Source organism: Neobacillus endophyticus (genome assembly GCF_013248975.1).
GTDB classification, from domain to species: domain Bacteria; phylum Bacillota; class Bacilli; order Bacillales; family Cytobacillaceae; genus Neobacillus; species Neobacillus endophyticus.
Map to the genome: position 1 here is coordinate 1,166,597 of NZ_JABRWH010000001.1, position 17,966 is coordinate 1,184,562.

The following is a 17,966-nucleotide window of genomic DNA, read 5'->3' on the forward strand; positions in this document are numbered from 1 at the left end:
TATCAATAGGAGCTTGCATGCCCGAGGCTTCATGTCCATATACTTATTCTTTATTTAATTTGTTCCTCTGCTTGTTTTTGTGCGTCTTTAAGTACTTGGCCGAGGTCTTTTCCTTTTAAATAATCCTGGGCACTGACGGTTAAGATGTCTTCAATGGCGTACGTGTTAAGACCATAGTTTACCTGAGGGATTTTGTCTGTCCAGCCCGCAAAATCAGAAATAATTTTCTGACCTCCGAAGAATGGATCGGCCGCTTTATAGGCATCCGTTTCTGCAGCAGGTTTGTATGTGCCGATGGCGCCGATTTCTTGTACGATCTTTTGATAGAAATCAACGTTTGAGCCAAATGTTTTGGCCAAGAAATCCGCTGCTTTTTCCTTGCCTGGGATATTTAAAACATACCAGGAACTTCCGCCCAAGTTAGAGGCGTTCACAGAATTAGCATCACCCGCAAGCTTTGGCAGCGGAACAACAGCCCATTTTCCCGATTGGGAAGCTTCCGCTTTAATGGAAGGTGTAATCCAGTTTCCAGTAGGAACGCTAGCGACCGCGCCGCTGTTAAAGGCTGCGACAAATTGGCTCCAGTCGGAAATCGGCTTCACGATATTGGATGTCATCAATGATTTGTAGGTTTGGAATGCTTCTTTCAATGCTTGATTATTAGCTAAATCAGGTGTTGTGCCATCCTCTTTGGAATACCAAGCACCTGCTGATTGAATCATCATGCGGATCAGGCCGAGGTCCTTCGGATCTTGTGTCAGCATATCTTTGCCAGTGGCGGCTTTAACCTTCTTACCAATTTCAATATACTTGTTCCAATCAATATTTTGCAGGTCGTTCACGGTATAGCCTGCTTTTTGTAAATAATCGGTTCTGACATACAGCCCGGCTACCCCGGTATCAAATGGAATACTGTAGTTTTTGCCATTATACGTCCCAGCGGCCACTTTGTATTTTGCAAAATCGTCTGCCTTGAATGAGTCAGTCATATCCTTGAACATATCCGGATAGGCTTTCAAAAAGCTTTGGGAACGATAATCTTCAATTAAGACAATGTTTGGCAACCCTTTTGTAGTTCCGGAACTTAAAGTGGTATTTAACTTCTGGACAATATCGGCTTGAGCCATTTCCACAACATTGATCTTCAAGTTCGGGTCTACTGACTTGTAGGCCTCTTTTGCGATATTCATTGCTTTAATGTTAAAATTCGGATCCCATGCCCAGACAGTTATTTCTTTCACATCTTTGGCATTGCTGGCTGTTTGTTTGCTTGTTCCTCCGGAAGAACAAGCAGCCAGAAACAGGACGGAAACAAAAAACAGTGCCATTAATCTTTTCATTGATATCCCCCCAAGTATCTTTCATGTAAGCGTTAAACATCTTACAACTATCATGTTAGCACCGGGTGAGAATGACTTGTTAGAAATATCTTTTCCAGTTTTTGCACTATTTTTGTTTCGTGTATACGCTTCCAAATAGATGATTTGTCATATTTTTAGATACTAAAACTATTTTTGGCTGACCGGAAGGATGATTCTAATCTTCGTTCCCTCTCCAGGCTTACTAGAAATATTCACGCCATACGGCTCTCCATAAATGAGTTGAATCCGCTCATGAACATTTCTTACCCCGATACCTGAAAAAAGCTGCTGCTTCCGTTTGGTATCTGGAAGATCCCCTTCAAGATCCTCATCCATTCCATCACCATTGTCGATCACTTCGCATATCAAATGACTATTTTCCTGCCAAACGAGGACGTGAATATATCCCTCTGTTTTATGGTTGAACCCATGAAAAAAGGAGTTCTCCACAAACGGCTGCAGCATCAACTTAGGAACGAGATGATCCATGCATTCAGACGCGGCATAATAGTTGACTCGTATGCGATCACCGTAACGTTTTTGATTGATAAAAACATAGTTTTTTAGGTTATCCAGTTCCTGCTTGACAGTAATCATTTCACTTCCGTTGCTAATGGTGTTCTGCAGCAATGAAATCAGGGCCGTGATGGTCGCTTCCATTTCTTCTTTTTCATCGAGCCGGTCCATGAATTTGATCGTGGTGAGCGTATTGTATAGAAAATGCGGATTGATTTGCTGCTGCAGGGCGGCAAGTTCGGCGTTGCGCTGCTGTTTCTGGGCTTGCATTAACTTCTCCACATATTCATGAAGCTCATCCAACATCGAATTGAATGCTCGGCCAATTTGTCGCGTTTCATACGTCCCTTTTTCTGTTACATATTGGTGGAAATCATATTTCGGAGCATTCCCAATTTGTCTTACAAGCCGGGATAAAGAATTCGTCAGTCTTCTTGAAACAACAAAGACAATCATTAAAGCCACCATGACAATGGCCAGCACGATATAAGCAATCGCTCTTTGATTAATTACATGGCCAATTGCCTCCTGTTTGTCGACCATGTTGACGAGATACATGTCCAAATAGGGATTATAGTCTGCCAGTATGATTTGATCTTTGCCCTTAAAGCTTTTCACCATATACGTCTGATTGCTTTGTTCCAAATCCTTTGCATAATGAAGCAGGCTCTTCTCCTGATGCCCGATCAGATCCGCTGCATTGCTGGAAACAACGATCCCTTTGCGGTCCAAAAGAAACACATTGTTGCCAAAGCTTGTAAAGCCTGAATAAAAGGTCCGGAATTGAGTTTCGGGAATAGCAAAATACATCGAGCCATACACCAGACCAGACGTACGATCCATGAAGGCTCTGGAGGCTACAATATAATTTTCATTATCCTTCCCAAAAGGATTGTTGGTGAGATGATGATCATATTGATAAATCAGCTTCTTCGGTTCTTTTAGCGTATTGCGGGAAAGGAGGCTGTTTTTGAACTTTTCATCATCAATCGGCCAGTAGGTGTTATCCGCTGCGTACACAACTCCATTTTTCCCGATAAAAAAGATTCCCATTTGATTATTATTCAACAGGGATTTAATATAGTTGATTTTCTGGGCGATGTTATAATAATCGTTCATCTTTTCTACATCGGATTCTTTTTCGGTGAGGATGCGGCGAACCGTACCGCTTTGCAGCAAGTTATTGGATGCAAGTACCACGGAATTATCAAAAGACTCCAGATTCGCTTGGAACTTATCCATTAATTTCGTGTTCATCATGCTGAATTTTTCAATGAAAAATTTCTCGGACATATTTATGGTGACCCAGGTGATGGAGACAGAAAGGATGATAATGATCGCCACTGTAATCATGAAAAGGATTATAAACAGCCTGTTATGCTGGAAGCGTTCCGGAATAATATTCATGGTATGCCCCTCATGTGTGTTTTCGTTTATATTGGCTTGGCGATAATCCTTTAACTTTTTTAAAAACTTTACAGAAATAGCTGTGGTCGGAATATCCCACCATCCCACTGATTTCCGAGATTGAGACCTTTCCCTCTTTTAGCAATTTCGTGGCTTGCTCAATGCGGATTTTGTTCAAATACTCGACAAAGCCCTCACGCATATGAGTGGAAAAATAGCTTGATAGATAGGATGGGTTGAAATGAAATTGCTTGGCCACCTCTGTCAGTGTTAGCGGCTCGGCATAATGATCCATTATATAGTGGATTAATTTCTTCAAATTAAAGTTTTCCTGGTGGTTGTGGCCGGCTTCTAAGCATTTCCAGGCTTCCGTGATAAAAGCATCCAGCAATGCTAATGCTTCCTGTGCAGTAGAAGTTTCATCAAATGCTTTTAGGTAAGCATATCTAGCATTCTCCAATTCTTTCACATCGTACTCCATATTACTGAGGAGAATCGAGATGGTAAATATCATATTGCTGAAAAACGCCTTATATTCAAAAATATCCATCACATAAAAGGAGGATAATTGTTTGGAATGGCCTTTCAAATAATCAAAGGCCGGCTCAAAGCGGCTCCGTTTTAACTCGGCCGTAAACCAATCTAGATTGAATTTCTCAACTGCAGGAAGCATTGGAAGGTACCTTATTGTCAGGATGTTTTTTTTTGATAAATAGAAGCGATAATCGAGCAATTTTAGAAACGATTCCTTATAGACTTGGCCAAGTTGAAAAAAGTCGGTAAACGGCTCCGTAAGAACAAAGGTGAGCCCTGGTTCGCTCTTGGCGAATTGGATAAGATTCTCGTTGGCAGGGTCCTCGAGATTCAAAAGAAAGACTAGCAGATTCTCATTCGGGCTAAAGCCATTCTGAACCCCTTTCCCTATATGGCGCGAGATTCCATCTGTTATCGCTTCTTGCAATTCGACGGCATGGTTGGTGGCAACTCCTACTAAATAAAAATATCGGTAAGGAAATTTCTTTAGCCGCCATTCTTCATTTCTTGCAACCTCGTATCCAGAGATTAATTTATGTATGATGTGTTCGATGGAAGGCTGCTCCTCAGGCTCTCTTACGACCGTTTGAAAAGAAGGAATTCGGCTTGCGGCAGATTTCAGTCCTTTTAATAGACTTTGTGCATCCAGCTTGGGCTTTAATATATAATCCACGATGCCATGTTGAAAGGTGGATCTGACATAGTCGAATTCACCAAAACTGCTCAGAATAATGATTTCTATTTGGGGATACCGTTCCTTTACCACCCTTGTTAATTCTTCCCCATCCATCATTGGCATGACAATATCCGTAATGATGATATGCGGTCGGGTTGTTTCAATTAAACCAAGCGCCTCTTGACCGTTCGCGGCTTCTCCGACAATCGAAAAACCCTCCTGTTCCCAATCAAGATAGTGGATGATTCCTTTTCTAATCAACTGTTCATCATCTACAATCAGAATTCGGCAAAGTTCCCCAGCCTTCAATGTCATCCCTCCAAATCACCATTTGTTAGGGTTTTATCCTTATTATACATTTTTGTAAGCGGTTTAATATATAGAAGAATCGTTATTCTGTGTTTATTTGTGATTTGCGCGGGTACCTTTAAGTGGATGGTTTGATTGGGTTAGGAATTCGAATCAACTGAGGTTAGGGGAAATTGGTTGGATTTTCTTAATTGATTTTTGCTATCGGGCAGGGGTTGGACTCTCGGATGGAGGGAGAAACTCTTGGATAAGCTGTTCAAACTCTCGATTGGACTATTTACTCTCGGATAAAAGAAGAATACTCTCGGTTGAATGACCGAAACTCTCGGATGAACCGGCGAAACTTTCGGATAAGTCGTTAAAACTCTCGATTGGACTATTTACTCTCGGATAAAAGAAGAATACTCCCGGATCAATGGCCGAAACTCTCGGATAAGCAGCTAAAACTCTCGATTGGACTATTTACTCTCAGATAAAAGAAGAATACTCTCGGTTGAACCGGCGAAACTCTCGGATAAGCAGCTAAAACTGCAGCTTTATACTTTGACCTGTCCGAATCGACTTTCATTCGGACAGGGTTTGATGCTTTTTTACTTGTACCTGTCCGAATTAGCCTCGAATGAAGACATTAAGTAATGAGATCAAGTGAAAAAAATATTACCTCAAAAAATCTTCAATAAGAGCAATTTGCTTTTCAGTATTTAACGCCGGGGCATGACCGAGTTCTGGGATGGTCACCATTTCACAGTTCGGCTTTTGCCTCATTTTTTCGGCCACTGCAAGCAGTAATACATCAGAGCGTTCCCCGCGAATGAGCAGCACTTTTGCTTGGATGGCCTCCCACTGGGTCCAAAGATTTAAATCATCCTTGTGCTGGAATTGCAAAGCAATTTTCGGATCATAATCGGGGCTGATTCCTCCTCCATCCCTCCTTCTGCAGGATGTTCGGGTGAAGTCATTCCACTCCTCTTCACTTGTGAGGCCGAAGGTGGTATAGATAGTCTTAAAATAATTTTTCAATTCGGTAAAGGTTTGAAACTGCGGCGGGGAGCCGACATAGCTGATGATTCGTTTAATGCCGTCAATATCCTGTACGGCATCGCCCAACGCGCCAGCGCCAATATCATTCAATACTAAATGTGTTATGCGGTTTTGAAATAGAGGAGTACCGGCAATCTTGATTCCGATAGCCCCTCCCATTGAGGTGCCTACCCAACGGATCTGATCGATTCCCAAATAGTCTAACAAGCCAATCGCCAGGCTGCTGTAAGTTTCAAAACAATAGTCTGTTTCCGGAGAAGAACTCCATTGGCTCCAGCCCCGCCCAATCGTATCCGGACAAATGACATAATAATCTTTTGCTAACTGCCGAGCTAAAATATCAAAATCTCTGCCGTTCCGCGTTAAGCCATGCCAGCAAACTACCGCGGGATTACTGGGATTGCCCCATTCTGAAACATGCACTTCCATCCCATTAAGAGTAACAAATCTGGATCTTGGAGAAATCATTGCACCACCCCATTTTCATTGAATTTGTTACCATATATATTCGTGATTACGGCATGTATCCCTTTTATATGAAATACTAAAACCCTCTGCTATTTTTTCATAAAAGTAAACAAAGAAGGATTTCGAAAGAGCAACTGGTATATGACTTCGTGCTCAATTGGCAAAAGGTGATATCCCTATTCATCCAAGTGTAATAGGAATCCTGAATGATTCCGCCCCAGGCAACTGCATAAAACCAAAATTAGTAAAATTTTCATTGAAACTATCAAAATTTGGAATATAATTGGATGAAAGAAAAGCAAATTTAGGGACTTAAGGAGAGGTAGAAAGATGAAACGGCTGTTGACAATACTTGTGACAATACTTGTTTTATTGGGATTGAGCTTTGCTTTTACCTACTTTACGCATATCGCATTCCTCGATTACTCATTTATGATCGGTTTAATCGTCACCCTTATCATTTGGTTTTTCAGCTCCAAAGGCGGCGTGACTTCAAGAAATGCTGATGGAAACATTCAAGGAATGACAGGCTTTAAATTGGAACAGCAAAAATTCACCTTCACTCCCAATCTGGCATTTTTTACAGCCTTAGCTTATACCATTATTACCTTTGCAGTGATGGCATATCAATATAGGAGCTATTTTTAAAATTATCTATACTTTGTTATCATCGAAGGTCGGAGAACAAATGGCAAAACTTCAATTTGGTTAGGCTTTGTTTGGAAGAAAGAACAAAAAAGGCATGGAACCTGATCTCGCGATTCCAAGCCTTTTCATTTGGCCAATATCTAATAAACACTTGCACAGGTCTCTTCTTTCAACTTTAAAAAACAGTGCTTTACGTAAAAAAATTTAGTATATCCTATTTAGAAACTTTCCCAATGCTTCACCCTACTTCCATTGCAATCCTTTGCTTCACCAAACTCCTGTCACCTTGTTGGATGATTTTGCCCTTATCCATGATAAGAACTTGGTCAGCATTGCGAATAGTAGTAAGCCGATGGGCAATGGCAATAATGGTCATTTTCCCTTTGAGGCGATCAATGGCTTGTTGGATTTTTGCCTCATTTTCACTATCCAGCGCACTAGTGGCCTCATCGAGAATCAAAATCGATGGCTTGCGCAAAATAGCCCGCGCCAAAACGAGGCGCTGCCGTTCTCCGCCAGACAGCCGGATTCCCCGATCGCCGATTAGTGTATCAAGTCCCTGTGGCAGATTCTTGACAAACTCCGCAGCAGCCGCAAATTCAAGTGCCTCCCAAAGATGCTCCTCGCTGGCGTCAGGGTCAATCATCAGCAAATTATCGCGTACCGTCGAATTAAACAAAAACGGATCCTGCGGAATATAACTAATCGATTTCCTTAACGCTAAAAGCCTATCACTGGTAAGCGTCACTCCGTCAATTACTACCTCACCTGAATCAGGCTGATTCAGCCCCATTAACAGATCAATCAAGGTACTCTTTCCAGCACCCGAACTCCCGACAACCGCCGTCATTTTGTTTGCGGGGATGTGAAGGTTAATATGATTTAATGCAAGTGCCCCATCACTTTGCTGGTAGGAGAATGTTACATTTCGACAATCAATGCCGTACGTCAAATCAATGGGCTGTACCAGATGATTATCCGTATTCTCCATTTCCTTTGCCTCCAAGCATTCCTGCTGCAGAGTGACCAAGGCCGATAAAGAAGGAATTGTCACACCCATGTTTTCCAGATTCGATTGAATGGATTGAAGACTTGGCCATAATCTTGAAAAAATGGCCATAATCATCATGACTTGAGCCGGCTCTTCCTTAAACATCCGAATAGAAAAAAACACAAACACCGCAATCAGAAACGCGGAAACTATTTTAAAGATCATTTGTGAGGTTGAGTTCAACTTCGTCATTTGAACCTGGTTATCTTCCATTTCTTCGCTGATATCCATAAACCAATTCATATGGGACTCCACTAATGAATTACTCTTGATATCCTTCATCCCGTTAAATTGATCGGTAATGCCTGCTAAATAACTTTGGTTCAACTGAAAAGTCTTCATCCCTAAGATCTTCGACTTTTTCCTAAATGTCCGGGAAAAGAGGATTAAAATAATTCCAAAAGATAAAATAAAAACCGTCATCTTGACGGATAAATACAAGGCCACACCAACTTGAATCAACATTAAAATAATTGATGACATGAAATTCAGGAATAATTGAATCGCTGCATTCACCTTCAAGATTTCACTGATCATAATATTAATCAAATCCGATTTTCGCTTTCTTAAATAAAACTGCCAATCAGCTCCCATTAAGCTTCGATACGTGTCATCCCGCAAATGGCGGACAAAGCCTTGCTGGATTTTCACTCCCAAGATCGATTGGCTTCGTTTAAACACACTCTGACCAATCATTAAAAGAACATATATACCCAGAATCAATATCAAAGTAACGGTTATTGACATTCCTGAAAAAAGACTATTAAACCAATGAACAAACGGGATATTTCCTGTCGAGAATTTCATTATTCCTGTTATTCCAATTAACGGTACCAGCAAGAAAATCCCGACACTTTCCAATACTCCAATTAGCATCATACAAACCAAATTAATATACAAAATGCTTCCCGAAAAGCGGTGGATTCTTTTCAAAAAATACAAAAGATGCTTCAACACCAGCTCCTCCTTTCAAATGGCAGCTTCCACTCCAGCAAAAGCACCTTTCACAGTTGCTTTGCAAATTTGGCTACCACCGTAAATCGTTCCATCCCCTCAGCACCAGAAATATAATAGGGACCGCAGCGCAGCCAGGCATGGGCAATCAACGCTCCCTTCTCATCTTTTGCTGTACCAAAATAAATCGTACTGGCAATATGGCGCCGCTCAAGCATTTTCATCCCAGCAATCGCTTTGACCATGCACTCGCTTTCCCAAAACGTATACCGGCTCATTTGATAAATCGCCCGAGAAATCCGGATTAATTCATCTTTATGGAACTCATTCGGAGAATAATCCGTTTCTTTCATCGGTTCGCCAAGCACCAATGCTAAATTTTCAAATGGGATTCTTTTTAAATATCTAGCCCTGCCCAAATTAAAAAACGCCTCCACGAGCAGCAGCTTCGTCTTCCATGGTAACTTTAAAAAGTTGATTACTTTCTCCATCGTTTTCCCTGGAACCTTACCCTTTTCTTGTAATCAAGCCCTCATCCACCAGCTGGCGTAAAAACAAACTTACATGTTCTTCACACTGTGCAGGGTCTACATCGTACATCAACTGAAGGGTAGCTACGATCTCTTGAATGGAAATTGGCTCGCCAATCAGATCCCAAATTTCTCCGCCAAGTGTTCCTAAATTATAGTACTTACCATTTTGGATGCTCAGCATCACTTTTTCTCCATCCATGTCACTAAGGATATTTCCTTCGTTACGGACAAATTCATCATTTTTTGCAAAATTAGGCATAAACTTTCTCCTCCACCTTAATCGTTTCTAAAATCAAATCAATTAGCTCATAAGCGGTAAATGGGGTAACAGGGCGGCGTAATTGATATAAGTCCAGTTTATTAACCAATTTGGCCGTCATCTGAAAATGCCATTCCAAGAGCCCTGAATGCTCAAGGAAAAAGTTCCGGTATGTATGCAGGAACAGTTTATGCAGTCCAAGCAAACTCCCAATCGGCTGAATATTAATTTCTGTCACATCGTCTTTAACCAACTCAAAGATTCCGGCAAGTGGCAGAGGTGTGTCCATAAACTGAGTAGAAACCGGGACGGCAAACTTTGTTTCCCGATCGATTAACGGTTGATAACCTGCTTCATCCATCCCAAACTGTTCCATGCTCTCTATCCACAATTTCTGCTGCGGATAGGAAGGAGTAACATAAGGAACATTCTCTTCAGAGAAAGACACGGCAATCACATCATCTGTTAGCAGGTGAAAGCCTCTGTTTAAAAATGCGGAAGCAAGCGTCGATTTCCCCGCTCCAGAATGCCCAACAATGGCGTAGGCTTTACCATCTATGGCAATTACACTTCCATGAAGCGACAGAATTTTCCTTTGCATGAGAATAGCACCCATACAGGTTCCAAGAATCCATAGCCTGGCCACTTCTTCACTGTATCCTTCAAGGGGAGATACTGTAATCTGTTTCCCTTTTTTTATAGAAAAAATCGCAATCCCGTTCAATTGAAAAAGGATGCGATCTTTAGTAATCACAAAAATATCCTCTTCTTTTGACACTGCTTGCCATTCTTTCTTCAAGTCTCCCATCGTAATCTCGATATCTATTAAATCCACCGGCCGCTCAAGTGACTTTAATTCCGGCAGAGGAATTTCACTCATCATTGTAAAACCAAAAGCCTTGTACATCATGAATGTTTCAACTCCTTGAAGCGGGAATGGCCTTTAGACTAAAGGCCATTCCCTAATTTCTTCTTAGCTTCCGATTAACGGTTGGTTAGATGCATTCAGAGGAACTGGCTGACCTACAGCCCAGTTTCCGTCAAAGCTTTTATAATGTGTACCTGCCATGGTTTGATTCACATCCAATACCTCTAATACAGGTTGTTGCCACTCTTTTTTCATTATTATCACCTCCTTTAAATAATATTTTTTAGAAATCGTCCTACGATTAAGGTTCGAAATAAAATATTGTAGTCATAATCGTTATATTGTTCAGGCTGAGGACCTTGCTCCCCCTTCTTAATCGCAGCTTGTAAACTTCCGTGGTCAAAAAAGTCTCGCAAGCGATCATCCTGGCCAATCCGTTTTACCTCATCGATAAAACTTTCCCACATCGGAATCATCCGATACACCCAATCTGCTGCTTGAGCCCCCATCACGCGATGATTCATGCGAACTGCCTCAGGCAGAGTATTTGCCGTTGCCCTTCGAATGAGCGCTCGGTCAGAGCCATTTTGAACATATTGAGTTTCTGGTATCGCTAAACAAAAACGGACGACGCGAAGGTCATTCGTTGGATCCCGCTTCCACAGACCGTACCGCAATGATAGTTTACTATCGAGCGTATGACCGGAATTCCAATAAACGTTTTTCTCATAAATGATCTGTCGCTGTCTAATAAAATCCATCGGGGCAAACCAGCCAGATTCATCAAATCCCGCTTCTTTTAATTTTTCAAACACTCTTGTCCGTTCAGCAAAACCATTACTGATCAGTCTGGTTGGTTCAGGGGGAGTTTGTTCCGAATTAAGAACAGGAAAACCTAATTTAGCAATGTAGTTCAACTGCTGAGACTTTGAACCGCCAACTTTTTGGTTATAAGACTGAAATTCCTTTAAAAAACGGAACCACTTGAATTTTTTTAATAGATGGGCATAGTAATCCATCGCATTACCCCAGGAAATGGTGAAATTCCCTTTCTCTCCATTAAGGAGGATACCAACATCGTGATCATGTGCTTTTTCAAAAATCCCCTTTGTCCAAAAAGAGTTTTGTAAAAACTTGTACGGCATTTCCATAACGTTTAATAAGGAATCCACCTCAAGATACGAGTTTTTCCCTTCAAAATGCTCATAATGATCAATGACTCCACCGACAAAATCGACCGTTTTTTTAATATATGGACTTTCATCCGGCAGTAGATAGTTAGGTGTGTAACCAATAAAATCCCTTGAAGCAACATAACTAAACGTGTGTAATCGTTTACTATTTCGCTTTAGTGTTTTTGCCGCAAAACCAACAACCGAACCGGAATCCAGTCCCCCACTTAAATAAGACCCAATTTGGCGGTTTGTCCTCAACCTCGCATCCACTGCCTTTTGGAATACATCCTGAAAGGCTTCTACGTATTCTTCATCTGTTTTAAAGCGAATAGCCTCTTTTGGTATGAAGCTATCATACCTTGCAAGCTTTATTTGTTGTTTTGAAATCGTGATACTGTGAAACGGCGGTATTTGCTTGATGTGCTGATACGGCGTCATATGTGAATCAATAGAATCGGTAAATCCGGTGATCGCCAAAAATTCAGCAAGCCATTGTTCGTTTAATTCTTTCTTGAAACCTTGTAAGGAAAGTAATGGTTCAATTGTTGTACTGAAGGCAAATCTTGTTGGATCATTGTAATAATAAAGAGTGCGATATCCTGATGGATCTCTAGCACCAAAAAGCTGTTGGTGCTGCTCGTCCCAAATCATAAAGGCAAAGTCACCAAGTAAATATTTTGGCGTTTCCTTTCCCCACTTATAGTAGGCCAAGAGAATGAGTTCACTATCGGTTATATGAATTTGATTGGATGGAGCAACTTGTAATTTTTCAAATAACTCGGCTCGATTATCAATAATTGCGTCCGCAGTGATGGTACATTGCCGATTTGGATCATAAAGCGGTAGGATTTCACCAACCGATTCGGGAGTAATCCATTGCCCGTGGCAACCAAGAAACACCTTTTCGGAATGCCAAGTGTGAATCTGATCCGCCGGGAATTGCTGCAAGCATTGCATCATGGCATGACCATGCCTATAATCAACCAGTTGTTCATTTCTTTGAAAAATTCCTGTAATTGCACTCATATTGTTCTCCTAATATTAGATCAATAGAACTAGAGTAAATGTATTTTATTAGGATAAAGTTCATTCCTCATAGAATATGGCTAACATTTTTTATTTTTATAGTACAAAAGAAGTGAGACCCATGCTCTTTAAAAGAATCTTTTTTGTTCTATATAACGTACGATATAATTTAATTTACCACCCAATTCAACCAACGTCAACGATTATTACTCCATATTTCTATGAATTTTAGCAATTTTCACAAAATATTTACAAAAAATGGTTCTCCCAATTTGAAAAATTATCAAAAATTGATGAAATTGATGGAACTATCAGAATACGGCATATTTAGACGACTAATTTATTACTCTTAAATTAATTTATACCCTATTAAAACTTATTTTCTGTGAGATTTTTTTCAAAACTTTAAGAATCTCTTCGTACTTTCCTTGTCAATACCAATATAGGACGCAATGGAAAGTATAGGGAGTATAGTGATTTAGGTAATCTTAATGTTTGAGCATCCTTATAACTAGGATATATACAATTTATAGCTTTTTTGAGTATTCGGGATCCATTTAATAGTTTGCTAAATTTTATAAATTTATAAAATTCATCCATACTGTAAATTTCTTCTAAAGACCCAATTCTATTAATGAAGTGAATTACTAGCTGAGCTAATATATGTGAATCACGCCTTTTTAAAAGAAAATTCCAACTATCTTTGATTGATGTACTAAGCAGTTCTGACAACAAAATGAGAGTTAGTCCTCCAATACGGAACCCACGATATTTCTTTAAATACTTTGATACTTCTTCTATATTAAGCCCTCTTTTAATCATTTGATGAACGTCTAGCAACCATCTAAGGCGGAACCATCCATGACGGGTTCCGTGTGTTATTAAGTAGATAAACAAATCTGCTTCGCCCAAATAATAGACAGGAATGTTACTTACTAAGCTTACTCTTTTACGTTCCCATAATTGTTGAAATGAAGGGACTTGTCCAGATGGAAACTCCAATTTCCAATGAACCTCCACGATTACATGTTTTTGCGGATGGATAAAGACGATGTGCTGGCGCCTCCATTTCCATTCATTTAATATCGACGGAAAAGTTTCTTTTACATATCCTAATTTTTGAAGAAGCTTTTCTGCCTTTTCCATATCAGCACTAGAAATTAATAAGTCTAGATCCTTAGATGTACGCAATGAAATATCACCATAAAGTTCTGCTGCAAGCACTGGTCCTTTAATAAAAAGAAGAGGAATTTGATTATTTTCAAACACCTTACCAATTTGACCTATTTCCGCCGATAATTTCAACATTTGCAAAGTATTCTCTTTAGTTTTGTTTTTCAGCGTTTGCAATACTTCTAAAGGAATTCCATCCAAATTTTTTACTTTTGCATAAAGTAAGGGATATACTCGATGATGCATAGCCAATTTTAGGAATAAATCCCAATCCAGACCTGTTAAATCTCTTTTTTTTGTTTTTAAATTGCCATCCGATAATATATCAAGTAAAAAAGTTAATTCACTAGACATGCTCGATAAATCTAGTCTATCATCGTGATTCATGTTTACTCCCTCAATCTATTTCCTTTTTTATAAAAACATCATTTAGTTTTCTGTTCATTTGTTCTTTATATAATTATTCAAGTCTTAGTTACCAACATTTCATTGAAGTAACGAAAGAGGCAATGAATATACTGTTCTTTCCCACTTTGAAACTCTATGTTTAAATTAATTGCTAACTTTTCACAAATACATCCTTATAATTTGTTCTTTATAACTAACAATAATCTTAACACCTACTTTTTACCTAGTAAAGGGTGTAAAATGTCGGATGTAGTCGAAATGACTTTTTTTATCGATTTTCTGTTCGTTATAGTGTTATTTTTCATAAAAACTGACACCATTCCCTTGATCATGCTTTTTTTGTGTAAAACAATTACATTTTGTAGAATATTAGAAAAAGCAGCGAAAATATAAATGAACCTAGCATTTAATTTCTGCTAGGTTCTTCTATAACTTTTAATATTAAGATATCTGCTCACTAAATGTCCTTCGTTACCTGCCAAGCTAATTAAACTTGCACTAATCTATGTACTTGTATTTTTCATACAAGATATGTGGATGGGTTTGAGATCTTTCATTGTTCCCTATATCACCAATCTAATGAGCAAGCCTCCAGTTTAAGTTTTAAGAAGCCTACAATAAAAGCAGCTTATATCACTCTAGTAACTGGCTTTCTACACTCTAAAAAACAAAATCCCCATAAGCTTTTTTAAAAAGGTAACCTTTTTATTCCAAATAATTTCAAACTCTTCTTTTGTCATTGGCTCTATTACAACACCTATAGCTTCCAAAGCTTCTTTTGTAGAAATATTACACCAACGTTTTGTTAAAAAAGCACCGTTGTACTCAATATCGTTAACGGCATAACCCATTTGGCCACCTTTATAAAGTGATAGTTCTCTTGTTTGAACTTTCTTAGAATTAAATTCGGAATAAGTCGTTATCGGCTCATTTAAGTATTTTTCTGGATTTAAATAAGTGAATCTTATGTAATACAAAATTGCTGCACTCCTTTTTCATTTTACAATCTGATTGCTATCATACTCTCTTTTACAATAAAAGTAAAAATAGGAATTGTTAAATAACGCTTTTTAATACTCTCATGTTGTAAAGTAAAAAAAGCACTTGTTTCCTAAAAAAGGCAATCAAGTGCTTCATAGTTCATATTTTAAAACGGCTTAATTTAACAAGCACATTTAAAACAATCAAACTTTAAAGGTTATTTTTTTGTATTTCCTCAAACCACTCATCAGCAATCTGACGAGCCGTTTTAGTTTCATGATTAGTATAAACTAAATCATACTTGTATTCAGCCTTGAATTTGCCACTCTTAACATCATATATTAACTTCATTTCAGTAGGCATGTCTTTTTCATAATTCATACATAATTCTTTAATTTTTTCGATATCTTCATTTAAGATATCTAATACCATAAACTGGCGTTCCGAAGATACATTGTATCTTTCATCTCCATTCGCCAATGCGTCATTCACTTTATGAGGCTTTACATACTTATTATTAATTAAATAAAAAAACTTGCTCGAAATAATACTTTCCTCACTTGAAGCGTAAACATATACTTTATCCGCTCTTTCTTCAATATACTCCATACATATGGATATCATATCAGCTTGCAATTCACTAAATCTATCTTCAAAAGTATTCATCTAGTTTTCACTCCTTAGATTAGTTTAAAAGGACTTCAGAGAACGACTCACCATCAATTGTGTATTTTACTAGGAATTTTTTCGGCCTCATATTATTCCCAGAGTATATTACTTCTAGATTAATTGTTACTTCTTTTGGAGGGGTTTCCTTTAAAGCCGCAGCCCATTCATCTTCAATCTTCTTATACTGCCTCAAATTAACATCAGATAATTGCGAAACCAAATTGTCAATTTTAGGTGAGCCACCAAATCTATCACCTGCCAAATGGCCTGCATGGTCCTGCCCCTTTACTTTTCCCGGTGTATTCTTACTGTGTGACAATCTATCTGTTCTAGTTGTTAATTGTAAATTTTCCGTTTCAAATTTCACAAGCCTACCAGCACTATCAGTTTCATAAAAATAATCAAATTCGCCTGTTTGATATCTAATATTAGGCTTTAATCTATTTTTTCTTCCGTTTGTATACTGTTCTCCTCTTCCCACTAATGTTTTAACTTCACTTTCTCCAGCCAAACGATTACCCGTACCCTTAACTGCAGCCTCTTCCAGATTAATCCCCTCAAACCGACTAATCATTTCACGAAGCTTATCCCCAACCGCATGGGTGTTCTCCATCGGTTCGCGGATCTTTCCTATGCCTGAAGCCTCCATGGCCGGTCGTAACGAGAAGTTATTTTTTAAAAAGGTGATAGAAGAATCTACTTTTTCTCCTGCTTCTATTATATCTTTTGCCACCTTATTTTTCAGCAGATTCAATTTATCTTTTACAATTTCCGGAATTCTTTTTACACGACTTAAAGTGAACTGTTTAGCTTGTTCCACAAGATGATCAATGCGTGTGATTCCTTTTCCAAAGCCCTGCTTGATTCCCATTTTCAATCCTTCTAGGGACTCTCCCATGTGGGCAAGCCGTACAGTGCCGCTCAGTTTTGAAAGACCGTTTATCCCCGGAATAATATCCAATGGACTTAGAACGCCGCGGAAAATTCGTTCTCCTGTCCCGAGTTCCCGCCCAGAAATCCAGTCTTTCCCGGAAACAGCTGAACTCAATTCCAAGGTGCCATATACTGCTCCTAAAGCAATGCCGGCTGGAGGGCAGATAATGCCTACACCGACAATTACAACCACCGAAACAAGTTGTCCCCAGAATTCCTTTTTATCCTGATCATCTCGTATAGATTCATACTGAAAAGCTCCCATATGAAGGGCTGCTTTCTCATAATCCTCTGCGCTAAAATTTTGCTTTGGATTAAGCTTTTTCCAATCATCAAATTCCTGCTTCATTTGCTGCGAATAGTAATTATCGCCGCTAAATAAATCGTCAATGTTAACCTCTGTTTTAGGTACTTGCAGCGATGTAGGCTCGCCATAGCCCTCATAGACCGGTATGGTTTCCGTGGCGCCGATTCGGTTTTTCGTGGTGTACTTGGAAATATCCAAATCCCACATTGCCTCCACAAAGGCGTCCATATCTTGATAGAACGGCTCATCAATCGTGCGGTCGACAATATCCCCGACCTTGCCGGTGAAGGAATACAGAACTTCAAAGTCCTCATACAGATTTTGATATTTGCTCTTTAGACTCTCGTGATGGAAAGAAATGACCCCGTCATGATCATAATTCCTGATCGCCTCTTTGGCATCATCCAAGTTGTCACTTATATCTTTTAAACTATCAATCATGCCTTTACCCCAGCGGCCAAGACCTATCAAATCCCCAATCCCATCTTGCATCTTCTTCCAGTCTGATGGGATATATTTTACATCCATGTGCTAAAATCCTCCCAGTTCATTTAACTTTTGGCTATTCCAATATGTAGATATCTCTGTTAAAAAAAATACAGCCTAGAATAGATTGTAAACAATAATATATTATGGATATATAAGGATTTTTTACTATTTAATCCCTTT

At 39.2% G+C, this 17,966-nt stretch carries 15 protein-coding genes; 1 reads left to right on the forward strand and 14 read right to left on the reverse strand.

All coding sequences use genetic code 11. The features are described from left to right. Window positions 1–50: 50 nt before the first annotated feature. The 4 genes from HPT25_RS05590 to HPT25_RS05605 all read right to left on the reverse strand — a co-directional run bounded on the left by HPT25_RS05590 (window position 51) and on the right by HPT25_RS05605 (window position 6,312). The gene (locus HPT25_RS05590) at window positions 51–1,340 is read right to left on the reverse strand and encodes an ABC transporter substrate-binding protein (protein ID WP_173061118.1); all 1,290 of its coding nucleotides are present in this window, start codon (window positions 1,338–1,340) and stop codon (window positions 51–53) included. A gap of 168 nt (window positions 1,341–1,508) precedes the next feature. Then, complete coding sequence (locus HPT25_RS05595; RefSeq protein ID WP_173061121.1) at window positions 1,509–3,284, reverse strand: cache domain-containing sensor histidine kinase; 1,776 nt, start codon at window positions 3,282–3,284, stop codon at window positions 1,509–1,511. A gap of 10 nt (window positions 3,285–3,294) precedes the next feature. Next, on the reverse strand, window positions 3,295–4,809 hold the full coding sequence (locus HPT25_RS05600; protein ID WP_173061124.1) for a response regulator transcription factor: 1,515 nt from the start codon (window positions 4,807–4,809) through the stop codon (window positions 3,295–3,297). A 651-nt stretch (window positions 4,810–5,460) separates the two neighbouring features. Beyond that, on the reverse strand, window positions 5,461–6,312 hold the full coding sequence (locus HPT25_RS05605) for an alpha/beta fold hydrolase (protein WP_217269640.1): 852 nt from the start codon (window positions 6,310–6,312) through the stop codon (window positions 5,461–5,463). 330 nt (window positions 6,313–6,642) lie between these two features. On the opposite strand from HPT25_RS05605, the gene HPT25_RS05610 reads away from it, so the two are divergent. After that, window positions 6,643–6,960 carry a hypothetical protein gene (locus HPT25_RS05610; protein ID WP_173061127.1) on the forward strand — a complete coding sequence of 106 codons (318 nt, stop codon included), beginning with the start codon at window positions 6,643–6,645 and terminating at the stop codon, window positions 6,958–6,960. Between the two features lie 238 nt (window positions 6,961–7,198). Here the strand turns inward: HPT25_RS05610 and HPT25_RS05615 are convergent, their stop codons facing one another. From HPT25_RS05615 to HPT25_RS28610, 10 genes are all read right to left on the reverse strand, one after another. Continuing rightward, window positions 7,199–8,965 carry an ABC transporter ATP-binding protein gene (locus HPT25_RS05615; protein WP_173061130.1) on the reverse strand — a complete coding sequence of 589 codons (1,767 nt, stop codon included), beginning with the start codon at window positions 8,963–8,965 and terminating at the stop codon, window positions 7,199–7,201. 50 nt (window positions 8,966–9,015) lie between these two features. Beyond that, window positions 9,016–9,456: a lasso peptide biosynthesis B2 protein gene (locus HPT25_RS05620; protein WP_173061133.1), complete on the reverse strand. Its 441-nt coding sequence runs from the start codon at window positions 9,454–9,456 to the stop codon at window positions 9,016–9,018. A 16-nt stretch (window positions 9,457–9,472) separates the two neighbouring features. Then, window positions 9,473–9,757 (reverse strand): lasso peptide biosynthesis PqqD family chaperone, encoded by a 285-nt coding sequence (locus HPT25_RS05625; RefSeq protein ID WP_173061136.1) that lies wholly within the window; start codon window positions 9,755–9,757, stop codon window positions 9,473–9,475. After that, entirely contained in the window at window positions 9,750–10,667 is a 918-nt protein-coding gene (locus tag HPT25_RS05630) for an aldolase (RefSeq protein WP_173061138.1), read from the reverse strand. Before HPT25_RS05630 ends, HPT25_RS05625 begins: the two co-directional genes overlap by 8 nt. A 63-nt stretch (window positions 10,668–10,730) precedes the next feature. Continuing rightward, a complete protein-coding gene (locus tag HPT25_RS05635; RefSeq protein ID WP_173061141.1) occupies window positions 10,731–10,880 on the reverse strand; it encodes a paeninodin family lasso peptide in 150 nt (49 codons plus the stop codon). A gap of 14 nt (window positions 10,881–10,894) precedes the next feature. Then, window positions 10,895–12,826, reverse strand: a complete 1,932-nt coding sequence (locus HPT25_RS05640; RefSeq protein ID WP_173061173.1) for an asparagine synthase-related protein — start codon at window positions 12,824–12,826, stop codon at window positions 10,895–10,897. 405 nt (window positions 12,827–13,231) lie between these two features. After that, entirely contained in the window at window positions 13,232–14,386 is a 1,155-nt protein-coding gene (locus HPT25_RS05645) for a nucleotidyltransferase domain-containing protein (protein ID WP_173061176.1), read from the reverse strand. A gap of 674 nt (window positions 14,387–15,060) precedes the next feature. Continuing rightward, on the reverse strand, window positions 15,061–15,384 hold the full coding sequence (locus HPT25_RS05650) for a DUF6881 domain-containing protein (RefSeq protein WP_173061178.1): 324 nt from the start codon (window positions 15,382–15,384) through the stop codon (window positions 15,061–15,063). A gap of 214 nt (window positions 15,385–15,598) precedes the next feature. Then, the gene (locus HPT25_RS05655) at window positions 15,599–16,054 is read right to left on the reverse strand and encodes an immunity protein YezG family protein (protein ID WP_173061181.1); all 456 of its coding nucleotides are present in this window, start codon (window positions 16,052–16,054) and stop codon (window positions 15,599–15,601) included. Window positions 16,055–16,073: 19 nt separating this feature from the next. Continuing rightward, entirely contained in the window at window positions 16,074–17,825 is a 1,752-nt protein-coding gene (locus tag HPT25_RS28610) for a DNA/RNA non-specific endonuclease (protein ID WP_246277151.1), read from the reverse strand. Between the last annotated feature and the right edge of the window lie 141 nt (window positions 17,826–17,966).

What these genes read in the sequence shown, in the direction of transcription:
- HPT25_RS05590 (WP_173061118.1), bottom strand. Translation starts at nt 1,340, where the DNA reads ATGAAAAGATTAATGGCACTGTTTTTTGTTTCCGTCCTGTTTCTGGCT.
- HPT25_RS05595 (WP_173061121.1), bottom strand. Translation starts at nt 3,284, where the DNA reads ATGAATATTATTCCGGAACGCTTCCAGCATAACAGGCTGTTTATAATC.
- HPT25_RS05600 (WP_173061124.1), bottom strand. Translation starts at nt 4,809, where the DNA reads ATGACATTGAAGGCTGGGGAACTTTGCCGAATTCTGATTGTAGATGAT.
- HPT25_RS05605 (WP_217269640.1), bottom strand. Translation starts at nt 6,312, where the DNA reads ATGATTTCTCCAAGATCCAGATTTGTTACTCTTAATGGGATGGAAGTG.
- HPT25_RS05610 (WP_173061127.1), top strand. Translation starts at nt 6,643, where the DNA reads ATGAAACGGCTGTTGACAATACTTGTGACAATACTTGTTTTATTGGGA.
- HPT25_RS05620 (WP_173061133.1), bottom strand. Translation starts at nt 9,456, where the DNA reads ATGGAGAAAGTAATCAACTTTTTAAAGTTACCATGGAAGACGAAGCTG.
- HPT25_RS05625 (WP_173061136.1), bottom strand. Translation starts at nt 9,757, where the DNA reads ATGCCTAATTTTGCAAAAAATGATGAATTTGTCCGTAACGAAGGAAAT.
- HPT25_RS05630 (WP_173061138.1), bottom strand. Translation starts at nt 10,667, where the DNA reads ATGATGTACAAGGCTTTTGGTTTTACAATGATGAGTGAAATTCCTCTG.
- HPT25_RS05635 (WP_173061141.1), bottom strand. Translation starts at nt 10,880, where the DNA reads ATGAAAAAAGAGTGGCAACAACCTGTATTAGAGGTATTGGATGTGAAT.
- HPT25_RS05640 (WP_173061173.1), bottom strand. Translation starts at nt 12,826, where the DNA reads ATGAGTGCAATTACAGGAATTTTTCAAAGAAATGAACAACTGGTTGAT.
- HPT25_RS05645 (WP_173061176.1), bottom strand. Translation starts at nt 14,386, where the DNA reads ATGAATCACGATGATAGACTAGATTTATCGAGCATGTCTAGTGAATTA.
- HPT25_RS05655 (WP_173061181.1), bottom strand. Translation starts at nt 16,054, where the DNA reads ATGAATACTTTTGAAGATAGATTTAGTGAATTGCAAGCTGATATGATA.
- HPT25_RS28610 (WP_246277151.1), bottom strand. Translation starts at nt 17,825, where the DNA reads ATGGATGTAAAATATATCCCATCAGACTGGAAGAAGATGCAAGATGGG.